Source organism: Streptomyces sp. HM190, assembly GCF_009857135.1.
GTDB classification, from domain to species: domain Bacteria; phylum Actinomycetota; class Actinomycetes; order Streptomycetales; family Streptomycetaceae; genus Streptomyces; species Streptomyces heilongjiangensis.
Genome location: NZ_CP047318.1, coordinates 790,136 through 802,817, shown reverse-complemented (window position 1 = coordinate 802,817; position 12,682 = coordinate 790,136). Strand labels below are relative to the sequence as shown.

At 73.8% G+C, this 12,682-nt stretch carries 9 protein-coding genes; 3 read left to right on the top strand and 6 right to left on the bottom strand.

Going from position 1 to position 12,682, the window contains the following annotated elements; translation table 11 throughout:
* Positions 1-82: 82 nt before the first annotated feature.
* Positions 83-910, bottom strand: coding sequence for a DeoR/GlpR family DNA-binding transcription regulator (locus GSY65_RS02895; RefSeq protein WP_159765793.1), 828 nt, complete (start codon positions 908-910; stop codon positions 83-85).
* Between the two features lie 289 nt (positions 911-1,199).
* Here GSY65_RS02895 and GSY65_RS02890 point away from each other — a divergent pair, with 289 nt between their 5' ends.
* Positions 1,200-3,602, top strand: a complete 2,403-nt coding sequence (locus tag GSY65_RS02890; protein ID WP_443043195.1) for a hypothetical protein — start codon at positions 1,200-1,202, stop codon at positions 3,600-3,602.
* A 341-nt stretch (positions 3,603-3,943) separates the two neighbouring features.
* Here GSY65_RS02890 and GSY65_RS02885 read toward each other — a convergent pair whose 3' ends face one another.
* The 4 genes from GSY65_RS02885 to GSY65_RS02870 form a co-directional block, all read right to left on the bottom strand.
* Positions 3,944-6,388: a right-handed parallel beta-helix repeat-containing protein gene (locus tag GSY65_RS02885; protein ID WP_201452760.1), complete on the bottom strand. Its 2,445-nt coding sequence runs from the start codon at positions 6,386-6,388 to the stop codon at positions 3,944-3,946.
* A 111-nt stretch (positions 6,389-6,499) separates the two neighbouring features.
* Positions 6,500-7,123, bottom strand: coding sequence for an Rv1733c family protein (locus GSY65_RS02880; protein WP_159765791.1), 624 nt, complete (start codon positions 7,121-7,123; stop codon positions 6,500-6,502).
* Positions 7,124-7,374: 251 nt separating this feature from the next.
* Entirely contained in the window at positions 7,375-8,199 is an 825-nt protein-coding gene (locus GSY65_RS02875; protein WP_159765790.1) for an MOSC domain-containing protein, read from the bottom strand.
* 68 nt (positions 8,200-8,267) lie between these two features.
* Positions 8,268-8,720, bottom strand: a complete 453-nt coding sequence (locus tag GSY65_RS02870; RefSeq protein ID WP_159765789.1) for a DUF6643 family protein — start codon at positions 8,718-8,720, stop codon at positions 8,268-8,270.
* A gap of 316 nt (positions 8,721-9,036) precedes the next feature.
* Here GSY65_RS02870 and GSY65_RS02865 point away from each other — a divergent pair, with 316 nt between their 5' ends.
* Entirely contained in the window at positions 9,037-10,359 is a 1,323-nt protein-coding gene (locus GSY65_RS02865) for a TerD family protein (RefSeq protein WP_159765788.1), read from the top strand.
* Between the two features lie 278 nt (positions 10,360-10,637).
* Here the strand turns inward: GSY65_RS02865 and GSY65_RS02860 are convergent, their stop codons facing one another.
* On the bottom strand, positions 10,638-11,813 hold the full coding sequence (locus GSY65_RS02860) for a glycosyltransferase (RefSeq protein ID WP_236579682.1): 1,176 nt from the start codon (positions 11,811-11,813) through the stop codon (positions 10,638-10,640).
* Positions 11,814-11,870: 57 nt separating this feature from the next.
* Between GSY65_RS02860 and GSY65_RS02855 the strand changes: the two genes are divergently transcribed.
* Positions 11,871-12,677, top strand: coding sequence for a glutamate racemase (locus GSY65_RS02855; RefSeq protein WP_159765786.1), 807 nt, complete (start codon positions 11,871-11,873; stop codon positions 12,675-12,677).
* Positions 12,678-12,682: the final 5 nt, after the last annotated feature.

The following is a 12,682-nucleotide window of genomic DNA, read 5'->3' as shown; positions in this document are numbered from 1 at the left end:
GTGCGACCGAACGCGACCGCCCGTCCGCCCCGTCCACCCGGCGTGACGCCGGCGCCTGGGCGGACCGCCGTCGGCGTCCTCGTCAGAGGTCGCCGTCCTGGTCCTCCCCGGCGACCACCAGCCGCCGCAGGTGCTCGGCGATCTCCGCCCGCGCCTGCGCGGCCAGCCCCGCGTCCGTCACCAGCGTGTCCACCTGGTCGAGCGCGGCGAACGAACTCAGACCCACCGTGCCCCACTTGGTGTGGTCGGCGACGACGACGACGCGCCGCGCCGACTGCACGAGCCGGCGGTTGGTCTCGGCCTCCGCCAGGTTCGGCGTGGACAGGCCCGCCTCGACCGATATCCCGTGGACACCGAGGAACAGCACGTCGAAGTGGAGTGCCGCGATCGCCTGATCGGCCACCGGACCCACGAGCGAGTCGGACGGGGTCCGCACGCCACCGGTGAGCACGACGGTCGCCGCTCCCTGCCGGGGGCCCGTCGAGCGCTGCGCGGCGTGGAAGACGTCCGCGACCCGCACCGAGTTCGTGACCACGGTCAGATCCGGCACGTCCACCAGCCGGTGCGCGAGCGCGTAGGTCGTCGTGCCGCCCGACAGGGCGATCGCCGAACCCGGCGCCACCAACTCGGCGGCGGCCCGCGCGATGTCCTCCTTGGCGCTCAGCTCCAGCCCGGACTTCGCCTCGAAACCCGGCTCGTGCGTACTCGCCTCGGCCACCGGGACCGCGCCGCCGTGCACCTTCTCCACGGCGCCCTGGCGGGCCAGCGCGTCCAGGTCGCGACGGACCGTCATGTCGGAGACGCCCAGCTTCCGCGTCAACTCGTTGACCCGGACCCCGCCCCTGCGGCGCACCTCGTCGAGGATCAGGGCACGCCGCTGCTCCGCGAGGAGGTTCTGATTCTCACTCACGCTCGCTCCGGTCCTTTCGCCCCATTGCGCCCGACACGCACCCATACCCCCTCTGAAGCGGACATTTCCCCGCCCCCGGTCCCGAGGACGTCCCATATTCGCACGCCACACCACTGGTCGCGCCACCACCCGCACACGCGCGAACAGCCCGAATCGCTGTCCGCGCCCGTCACTATCACACGGATCGGGGAGATTCGGTGACCGCAGGTGTACGAGCACCGCTCAGCGGCGATCATCTGTACCTGCACATGACACCTGCCTCGCGGCGCATCACGGGGGAAGCGGACCAGTGGAACGTGCGACGGAGCACGCCGAGTACGGACAACGACCCGGACGGCCCGAGACGGACGGGCGCGAGGCCACCGGCCGCACCGGGACCGACGACGGCACCGCCCTGGAACTGCTCGTCCACGGAGTCGGCGGCACCACCCCCGAGCGCATGCTGGACGATCCGCGCACCGTCCGCGTCACCGGCGACGACACGGCGGCCGTCTTCCGCCGCATCGCCGACGCCGACGCCGAGTCCCGCCCCGCCGACCACCGCGAGGGCCCCGTGCCCGAGGCGTACGTCTGGTGCAACCTCACCTCCGGCAACGGCTCCCGCGCCCTGTGGCTGTTGCTGCTGCCGTTCATGGTCGTCAACCTCGCCCACTGGATGCGCCCCAGCACCCACCGCGGCCGACGGACCGTACGACTGCACGGCCTCCTGGTCCGCCTGACCGGCCTGACCCTGACCGTGCTGCTCGTCGCCGCCGCCTGCGAGGTCGCCCTCGACCTGACCGCCTGGCAGTGCGCGGGCAACCGCGGGTGCGCCGAGGCGCACACCTGGCTCGGCTTCCTCTCCCCGGACCTCTCCCATCACGGCTGGTGGAGCAGCCCGGGCCGCCGCCTGGCCCTGGCCGCCCTGGTGCCCACCGCCCTGACCGTGCTCCTGTGGTACCTCTCCCACCGCACCTGGAGCGAGTACGAGTCCCAGCGCCCCATGGACCGCGCCGAGGTCCGTCCCACCGAGGACGACGCCGAGCCCGTCGCGCTCGGCCGCCCCGGCTTCTGGTACGGGCGCCGCCTCGTTGCCCGGCTGCGCGCCGCCCACACGGCGGCCGGTTTCCTGACGGTCGCGGCGGCCGTGGGCTCGTCCGCCGCCCGCGAGGACCGCCGCCCGGGCGGGCCCGCCGTCCTGGACCTCCTGGGATGGCTGTTCACGGCGGCACTCGTCGTGCTCGCCGGGGCCGTGGTGTGGGTGGTGTGCCGCAGGGGCCGCTCCGAGAGACGCCTCGACCGCGAACTCGACCGACACCTGGTGCGCGGCCTGCCCACGGCCTCGATCGCGGTGCTCGTCCTCGCCATGGGGTACGCGGGCTGGTCCCGCCCCGGCTGGAGCTCGGCGGGCCGGCTGCCGGGGGACCTGACCTTCGGCGGGATCACCCTGGTCCAGGGCATCCTCGTCCTGGCCCTCGGCGTGGTCGCCCGCGTCCTCCACCGTTCCCGCCCCGACCCGAGGACCGCGCTGTACGGCCTGGGCGGGCCCGCCGTCGCGATGCTGGCCTGCGCCCTCGGTGGAGTCATGTCCGCCGGTGTCGCCCAGCGCGTCGCCGACTGGCTCGGCGGCACCGACGACGCCCTCCCCGGCCCGCCCATCCTCCTCACCTGGCAGGCCGCCGTCATCCCGCCCCTGCTGGTGGTCGTGGTGATCCTGCTCGGCTGGCTGGCCCGCCGCACCTGGGTGCTGCGGCGCGAGGAGACGGCGGCGGTGGAAGAGGAGTACGGCCTGGCCGAGGCCGCACGCCGGCGCGCGAGCGGTCCGGACGGCGGGGCCGAACCCCGTGACACCGCCCGGACCCTGCGCATCGCCCGTGCCCGTGCCATGGCCGCCCTCACCGACCGCGCGCCCCGCGTCGTCGGCATCATCTCGACCGTGACGCTGCTGCTCGGCGCCGGAGCGCTGGCCGGCGCGTTCGCCACCGGGCAGACCCCCGCGCGGGCGGCACGGGACTCGTACGCCTTCGTCGCGGGCGCCGCCCAGACCGCGCAGGCGCTCGGGTCCTGGCTGATCGGCGTCGGCTTCCTCCTCTTCGTCACCTGGGGCCGCCGCGCCTACAAGGACGCCTCCGCGCGCCGCACCATCGGCATCCTCTGGGACGTCGGCACCTTCTGGCCGCGTGCCGCGCACCCCTTCGCGCCGCCCTGCTACGCCGAGCGCGCCGTGCCCGACCTCACCTGGCGGATGGCCACCTGGACACAGACCACGGGCGGTCGGCTGGTCATCTCCGGACACTCCCAGGGCAGCGTCCTCGCCGCGGCCGCCGCCTGGCAGCTGACCCCGTCGGTCCGGCGCCGGGTCGCGCTGCTGACCTACGGCTCACCACTGGAGCGGCTGTACGGGCGCTGGTTCCCGGCCCACTTCGGCCCGGAGTCCCTCGCCTCCCTGCACCGAGAGGTCGACTGCTGGCGCAATCTGTACCGTCTCACCGACCCCATCGGCGGCCCCGTGCGGCTGCCGGGCCGGTGCGGGCCGGAGGTCGACGCCGAGCCCTTCAAGGACCCGCTCGCCTACGGCCGCACCGCCGACCATCCGTTGCCCGCCCCGATCCTCGGCCACTCCGACTACCAGGCGGACCCGGCCTTCGCCGCCGAACGCCGGAGCCTGCTGGCCCGTATCGGCCCCGAGGTGCCAGGTCCCCGGGAGTGCTAGGGCGTGCCGCGGCCGACGGCCGGGGCCTGGGGGCGCCGGCTCGGGTCCGGGGGCGCCCGCCCCCGGGGCGCGCCCCGCCTACGCGTCCCGGCAGGACACGTCCCGCTCGGGCCACTGCTCCGTGAGCAGGAACGTGGTCACCACCCGGTCGCCGCACGCGTTGTCCGCGCAACGCCTTCCCCTGCCGGGTCGGACGCCGGACGCCCGAACCACCGGGGCCGCCCGGCATCACCAGCAGCGTGCCGCGCCGTGCTTCCGGGCGCCCCATCCGGCCGGTGCCGCACGAGGGCTCCCCCAGGGGCCGCGTCCCGACGGCGCCGCGGCGGGCGCCGGGGACGCGGTCACGGCAGCTCGGGGAGGTCCTCCGCGTACAGCAACGTCAGGTCGTCGGTGCTGGGTTCGTCGACCTGGGCGACCCGGCTCGCGTGACGCTCCACCATCGCCTCGAAGGTCTGCCGCGCGGTACGGCCGTTGCCGAACGCGGGGCCCTTCGGGAGCGCGGTGAAGTACTTCCGCAGGGCCTCGCCCGCACCCGGCGCCAGCCGGTACTCGTGCTCCTCGGCCTGCTGCTCGACGATCCGCAGCAGTTCCTCGGGGACGTAGTCGTCGAAGGTGATCGTGCGGGAGAAGCGGGACGCCACACCGGGATTGACGGTGAGGAAGCGCTCCATCTCGGCCGTGTAGCCGGCGACGATCACCACCACCGCGTCCCGGTGGTCCTCCATCAGCTTCACCAGCGTGTCGATGGCCTCCTTGCCGAAGTCCCGCCCGGAGTCCTCGGGGGACAGCGCGTAGGCCTCGTCGATGAACAGTACGCCGCCACGGGCCCGTTCGAAGGCCTCCTGGGTGCGGATGGCGGTGGAGCCGATGTGCTCGCCGACCAGGTCCACGCGGGACACCTCGACGAGATGGCCCTTGTCCAGGACGCCGAGGGACGCCAGGATCTCGCCGTAGAGACGCGCGACCGTGGTCTTTCCGGTGCCGGGGGAGCCGGTGAAGACGAGGTGCCGTTTGACGGAGGCGGCCTTCAGGCCGGCCTGCTGGCGGCGGCGTCCCACCTCGATCATGTCCGTGAGGGCCCGTACCTCGCGCTTGACGCTGTCCAGGCCGACCAGCGCGTCCAGTTCACCGAGCACGGCCTTCGACGTCCGGGCCGGCTGCTCGGGGTCCGTGGCGGGGGCGGTGGCCGCCGGTGGCTTCGGTTCGACGGCGCGCTGGTCCGGGAGGGAGCCCAGCAGGCCGGGGGAGCGGGGCGCGCTCTGGGCGGCGGTCTCGTGCGCCACCGGGGGCCGCACGCCGCCGCTCTCGTCGCTGGCGCACTCCTCGACCACGGGTCCGCCGCCGGTGGAGCCGGGGCCGCCCTCCGCGAACTCGTAACCACCGCGCGCGCAGCGCTCCGTACGGCACTTCCGCAGGGTCGCGCGGCAGCCGTCGATGATGTGGAAGCCGTAGCCGCCGCTGCCGGTGACCCGGCAGTTGAGGAAGCTGCCGCGCCCCTCGGCCGAGACGTAGAAGCCCGCCTCGGCGGGCGAGGTCACCGTGCAGCGCTCGATGGTGGGGTCCGCGCCCTTGGTGACGATCACTCCGGTCTGCGTGCCGTCCAGGGTGCAGCCGTTGAGGGTGCCGCCGCTGCCGTGGTCGCGGAACCACGCGCCGGTCGCCGCGTCCCGGATCCGGCAGTCGTCGAGCTGCGCGGTCGCGCCGTCGCTCACCGACACGGCCGTGTTCCGCACCTGCGTCAGATCGCTGTCCACGACGTCCGCGCGCGAGCCGCGGTCCAGGACGAACAGGGCGTCCGGCACGTCGTGGACCCGGCAGGACTCCAGGACCGCTGTGGCCCCGTCACTGACCCAGACGGCCGGATAGTCGCCCGTACTGTCGAAGATCTCGCACTGGTTGGCGTCCACGCGGGTCCCCGGGTCCCACACGGACAGTCCGTTGCGCCCGAACTGGCGCACCGTGGTGCGGGTCAGGGTGAGCACGGAGCGGGAACGCAGGTCCACCGCGTTCTCCGGGATGTCGTGGATACGGCAGTCCGCCAGGGTGAGCACGGCGTCCGTGTCGAGCGTGACGCCGTCCGCGGTCGTACGGTGCACGTCGCAGTCGGTGAGGTGGGCCGTGGCCCGCCCGGTGATCTGGACGCCGCTGCCCCGGACCTCGTAGATCTCGCAACCGACCGCCTCCAGGGCGGAGTTCTCGCCGGTCGCCGTCAGACCCGACCCGGAGGCGTGGTGCACCCGGCACCGGTCGAGCCGCGGGTGGCCGCCGCCGCGCACCGTGACACCGGCCTGCCCGGCCGCGACGACCTCGCACTCCTCGAACACCCCGCCGCCGCCGTCGACCACGGCGATGCCGATCCCGGCGGGATTGTCGACCGTGCACCGGCGCACCGTCGGGCGGGCCGTGCCGCGCACCTCGATGCCGACCGCCGAGCGGGTCACGATCCGCAGGTCCAGCAGCTCGGGCGTGCCGTCCTCGACGAGCAGCGCCGGCGCCGCCGCGTCCTGCCCCTCCACGTGCAGGTCCTGCACCACGGCCGAGGCGGACACCGTGAGCGGTACGCCGTCCACGGGCGCGATGCGGACCGAGCCGGGCGATCCCTCCGGGCCGCGGAGCGTGACCCCCCGGTCCACGACGAGGTTCTCCCGGTACGTGCCGGGAGCGACGATGAGCACATCGCCGTCGCTCGCGGCCTCCAGGGCCGCGGCGAGCGATGTGTACTCACCCGTGCGGCGCCGCCACCGCGATGTACCGGTGTGCGTCACCTGGACCGTGCCCTGTGCCATGGCGTTGCTGTGCCCCCACCTCGTGGAACGCGGGTCGATGCCGAACAGTTCGGCTGGTCGGTCCACCGTAGCGTGCGCGGGCAGGGCGAGTTGACCGGAGTGGGAAGGCCGTCAGCTGCCCGTGCCCGTCCTGCCCCAGTCCGGCCCCGCCTTGTCCCATGCCTGGTCCCAGCGCGCGTACCGGTGGCGGATCATGCGCCAGACGATCAGTCGTCTGCAGCCCTCGACGCAGCCCGCGGCCAGAACGGTCGCACCGAATCCGGCCAGTACCGCGTGGGTCGTCGCGGTCGCGCTGTCGAGCGGCCGGCCGACCGTGCGGCCCCGGGCGTCCGTCCACAGCGCGAAGCGCTTCCCGGGCCGCGGGTCCTTGAGGCCGGACATGACCGTGCCGTGCCGGGCGGTGCCGTCGGGGGCGGTCCAGTCGGCGACCACGCGGCTGTGCCGGTCCCGGGACGTCGACGTCTCGGGGTCGGGGTCGAACGGGTAGCCGGCGACCCGCTTGACGACGGTGGCCGTCACCAGGTGCCGGGCCGCCCGCTGGTCCCGCACGGCCTGCTGCAGGGAGTCCTGGGCGGCGGTGCCGACGACGGCGCCGACCAGCGGGGCTGCGACGAGGATCAGTGTGAGGGCCGCGAACGCCAGCCATGCCTCGACGAGATCGGTCGTCCGGCGCAGGGGATTGCGGCGCCAACGCCACAGCCCGGCGAATGCGCCCAGCCCGCCGATTGCCCGCACTGTCCCACGCCCCCTTCCGCGTCTGTGATAACGCCCTGCGGGGACGCCCACGCGCGGTACCGGTGAAGAGAGAGCGAAATCACCTCTCCGACCGGCCTTCTCATGAACTTCTCACAAAGGCCCAACGGCCGGGCCGTGCACCCGTGTTCCCCGGTGGCCGACCGAATCCAGGATCTTGAATTTTCAAGGTGGATGGTACTCCGCCGCGGAACCGTGGATCTCCACGGGGCGAACACCCCCTATACGCGCGGCTATTCGAGTACGCGCACCGGATCGCCGACCCGAACCGTGCCGCCGGATTCCGGAACGAGGTTCTGCCCGAAGACCAGCTTGTCGCCGAAGCGCCGGTGCCGCGCGAGGGTCCGCAGGGGCTCCCGGCCGCGTTCCGCGGTGTCCTGGTCGGTGGTCGTCACCACGCACCGCCCGCACATCTTGGCGACCCGGAAGGTGACCTCGCCGATGGCGACGCGCCGCCAGTCGTCCTCCGCCCACTCCCGCGTCCCGTCCACCACGACGTTCGGCCGGAAACGGCTCATGGGCAGCGGCCCCTCCTCGGGGTGGTCGCCCCGGGCGATCAGGGAGTTGAGCGCGTCGAGCGAGCCGAGGGTGGTGAGCAGCAGGGGGTAGCCGTCGGCGAAGGAGACCGTCTCGCCGGGGCGGGCGAACTCGGGGTCGACGGGCCGGCGGGTCGCGGGATCGTCCAGGTGGACGAGGCGTACGGGGACGCCCAGGTAGTCGCTGAACCAGGCGTGTGCGGCGGGGTCGGCGGGGACCGCCTCGACCTTGTCCCGCCAGATCTCCACCGTGACGGTCCGGGCGGGTCCGGGCACGGCGACGGTGAGCGGCTCGCGGCCGGGCGCGGACAGTACGACGCCGCCGCCGGGCTCCAGCCCGGCGGCGGCCAACGCCATGCGCGGATGCGGGCGTTGCGTGATGACCTTGCCCGAGTCGTCGACCAGCACCCAGCGACGGTCACCCGCCAGACCCCAGGGCTCCACGACGGCCTGCTCGGGTGCGAAGCCCCGGGCCGCCTTCAGCGGGTGGACGTGGATCGAGTGCAGCGACGGATTCCCCATGCGGGCCATCCTGCCAAACGGCGGTGACCACCCATGCGGAATGGTGCGGTCGGCTCAGCGTCCGCGGCTCAGTACCCGCGGTACTGCTGGCCGTTGTTGTACGGATCCTGCTGGTACGGGGCCGTGGGGGCCGGACGCGGGGCGGCGGGGCGCATGGCCTCGTAACCCGTGCCGGGGGCCATGGGGCGCTGCTGCTGCGGTGGTTGCGCGCCGGGGTAACCGCGCGGACCCCCCGCCTGCTGCGGGATGTACGCGGTGGGCGCCTGCTGTAGCGGCGACGGCTGCTGGGCCTGCGGGTAGCCGTAGGCGGGGGAGGGCTGGGAGGGGCCCGACGGCAGCGCGGGGAGCGCCGACGGGAGGGCGGGCAGGTTGCTGCCCGGGGTGTCGTACGCGGCGGGGACTCGGATCGGCGCGATCTGAGGGGTCCCCCGCTCGGCGACGAGAGAATCGTAGATCGGGGTGTCCGCGAAGGACGAGGCGGAGTAGTAACCGCCGCCGTAGGTGGAGCGGGGGGAGGTCATGGCACATAAGTTAAGCCCACGATGTGCTGGTTGGGGAGACCGATAAGAGGGTTGTTTTCCGTGTCCGCGGTGACGCTGGATCCCCAATGCGAGCGAACTTGGCGAAAAAGGGCGGCGAAAAGGTCTGTGATCGTGTAAAAGCCGAGTTCCGGGCGGGTTACCGGAGGTCGGCCGCCGGACTTTCGGTACGGCTTCTGGGGGTTCGGGCGCCGGGGGAATAGGTTGGGCGCGACAGACGGGCCGGAACGTTCGGACGGACTGCGTGGGACGCGGCCTGGAGATGACCCTGGCGGGTCGACCTTCTGAGGGGGCGGACATGACCATGCTGAAAGGATCGAACGTCGCCGTGCCGACGACCGCGCTACGCGTGGAACTGGGCTGGCGATCCGGCCCCGGTGTGCCGGACGCCGACGCGTCGGCGCTGCTGCTGACGGGCGGGAAGGTCCGCTCCGACGCGGACTTCGTCTTCTACAACCAGCCCGCACACTCCTCCGGCGCCGTCCGGCACGGCGGCAAACGGGACATCGGCGGACAGGTGACCGACTCCCTGCACGTCGACCTCACGCGCGTGGAGTCCGCCGTCGAGACCGTGGTGCTGGCGGCGTCCGCCGACGGAGGAACGTTCGGGCAGGTGCCCGGCCTGTACATCCGTGTGCTCGACGAGCGGGCGGGCACCGAGGTCGCGCGCTTCGACAGCGCGGACGCCGGGGCCGAGACGGCCTTCGTGCTCGGCGAGTTCTACCGCCGGCAGGGCGCCTGGAAGTTCCGTGCCGTCGGCCAGGGCTACAGCAGCGGCCTCGAAGGGCTGGCCACCGACTTCGGCATCACCGTGGACGAGCCCCAGCACGCCGCCGCCCCGCGGACGCCCGCGCGGCCCCCCGTGTCCCCTCCCGTGCTCGCCTCTCCGCAGACGCCCGTGCCGCTGCCGGTCACCGTGCCGCCACCGGTGACGACCGCGCCGCCCGCACCCCCGGCCCCGCCCACCGCGCCGCCCGCCCCCGTGCGTCTCACCAAGGTCACGCTCACCAAGGAGGCCCCGGCGGTCTCCCTGACCAAGCAGGGCGGCACCTCCGGCGCCATGCGCGTCAACCTCAACTGGGAGGTGCGCAAGCAGTTCACCGGGTGGGGCAGCAAGCTGGGCCGGGCCGTCGCCCTGCACGCCGACCTCGACCTCGACCTCTGCGCCCTGTTCGAACTGTCCGACGGCAGCAAGGGCGTCGTCCAGGCGCTCGGCAACGCCTTCGGTGCGCTGCACCGTCCGCCGTTCATCCACCTCGACGGCGACGACCGCACCGGCGCCGTGACGAGCGGCGAGAACCTCACCATCAACCTCGACCACAAGGACGCCTTCCGGCGCATCCTCATCTTCGTCACCGTCTACGAGGGCGCCCGCTCCTTCGCCGACCTCCACGCCACGGTCACGCTCCAGCCCCAGCACGGCGCGCCCGTCGACTTCTCCCTCGACGAGTGCACCGTCCCCTCCACCGTCTGCGCCCTCGCCCTCATCACCAACCAGGGCGGCGACCTCATCGTCCAGCGCGAGGCCCGCTACCTCGTCCCCGAGCGCGGCGTCAGCCCTCAGCGCACGGTCGACTACGCCTACGGGTGGGGCATGAACTGGACGCCCGGCAGGAAGTAGCGGCCCCATGGCAGGAGAAGGGTGCGGTCGGCCGAGGGAGCCCGGTCGGTGTCGTACGGCTGACAAGTCGTACGGCTGACGAGGCCGTGTTTCGAAAGTCCCGTCTGCCCGGCGGCGTCCGGCAGGCACGCTCGCCGCGTTGTCGGGATCGCCCCGATACCACCGGTATCGGGGCGACCCTCCGCCGTGCGATCGCACGCACCGGACGCCGCCGGGCCTGCCCTTCGGGCAGACGACGCTCCTTTCGGAACACTCCCTGGCCCATCCCTGGCCCTTCCCTAGCCCTCCTCGGGGACCGCCTCCGGGCGGGCGTAGGTGCGGCCCTTCCAGGCCGCGCCGCGCCCCCGGTAGTGCTGCACGGCGCAGTCCACGGTCATCAGGAGGTAGAGGACCGCCGTGAACGGCAGCAGCGGAGCGAGCCACGGCGGCTGCCGGTAGTGGCGCAGCATCGGCAGATACGTCGCCGCCATCAGGACCCACGCCGATCCGCCGGCCCACGCCGCCGCCGGGTCGCCCGCCGCCGGCCCCAGCAGGAGCGCGGCAGGCGGCACCGCGTAGACCAGCAGCAGACCGAGAACCGTGCCCGCCAGCAGCAGGGGGTTGTGGCGGAGCTGGGCGTAGGCGCTACGGGACACCATCCGCCACAGATCGCCCAGCCGGGGATAGGGCCGCACGCTGTCCACCCGCTCCGCGAGACCCAGCCAGATGTGGCCGCCGACCCCCTTGACCGCCCGGGCGAGGGCCACGTCGTCGATGACGGCCTGCCGGATCGCGTCCGGGATCCGGGCCCGCTCGGCGGCCTCCGTCCGTAGCAGCACACAGCCGCCCGCGGCGGCCGCCGTGCGCGAGCCCCGCACCCCGATCCGGCGGAACGGGTACAGCTGGGCGAAGAAGTAGACGAAGGCGGGGACCACGAGCCGCTCCCACACGCTCTCCACGCGCAGCCGCGCCATCTGCGACACCAGGTCGAAGCCGCCGCTGCGCGCCGCCGCCACCAGGGCGCGCAGACTGTCCGGCCGGTGCGCGATGTCCGCGTCCGTCAGCAGCAGGTACTCGGGGCCACGCGCGTGTGCCAGACCCATCCCGTGCCGTACGGCCCACAGCTTGCCCGTCCAGCCCGCGGGCGGCTCCCCGGGCGAGGCGACCGTGAGCGGCAGACCATCCCGGCCCAGGGCCAGCTCGCGGGCGAGATCGCCGGTGCCGTCGGTGCTGCCGTCGTCGACCAGGAAGACCTCGGCGCGGCCGGGGTAGTCCTGGGCCAGCAGCGACGGCAGGCTCTCCGGCAGGACGGCGGCCTCGTCGCGCGCGGGGACGACGACGCAGACGTACGGCCAGTCGTTCGGGTCCCGGCTGGGCGGCAGCCGTACATCTGTGCGCCAGAAGAAGCCCTGGCCGAGCAGCAGCCACAGCCAGGCGGCGAGTGATCCGGCGGCGGTCCACGCGATGGCGCTCACGTCGGCAGTCTGCCCCACGGCGGCGGCCCCGCCGAGGCAATCGTCTATCGTGGCCGGGTGAAGATCGCGCTCATGGACTCCGGTATCGGTCTGCTGCCCGCCGCCGCCGCGGTGCGGCGTCTTCGCCCCGACGCGCATCTCGTGATCTCGTCCGACCCCGACGGCATGCCCTGGGGACCGCGGACCCCCGAGGACCTGACGCGACGCGCCCTCGCGGTCGCCGAGGCGGCGGCCGCGCACCGGCCCGACGCCCTGATCGTGGGCTGCAACACCGCGTCCGTGCACGCCCTGCCCGCCCTGCGCGCCCTCCTCGAACCGGAGCTGCCTGTCATCGGCACGGTCCCGGCGATCAAGCCGGCCGCGGCCGGCGGCGGCCCCTTCACCATCTGGGCGACGCCCGCCACCACCGGCAGCCCCTACCAGCGCGGACTGATCGAGGAGTTCGCCGACGGGGTGCCGGTCACCGAGGTGCCCTGCTGGGGGCTCGCCGAGGCCGTCGAGCACGCCGACGACGCGGCCGTCGACGCCGCGATCGCCGCGGCCGCCGCCCTCACCCCCGACGACGTCACGACCGTCGTCCTGGGCTGCACCCACTACGAACTGGTCGCCGAACGCATCCGCGCGGCCGTCCAGAAGCCCGGCCGGCCGCCCCTCGTCCTGCACGGCTCCGCCGGTGCGGTGGCCGCCCAGGCGCTGCGCCGGATCGGCGGGCTCCCGGCCCCCGACGCCGAGTGGACCGAGGCCGGCCTGACGGTCATCCTCAGCGGACGTGAGGGCACGCTGCCGGTGCCCGCCCTGGCGTACGAGGAGGGCAGGCTGCTCCAGGCGATCGGGGCCGCGCTCGCGGTCCAGCCCGAGAAGTGACGTTC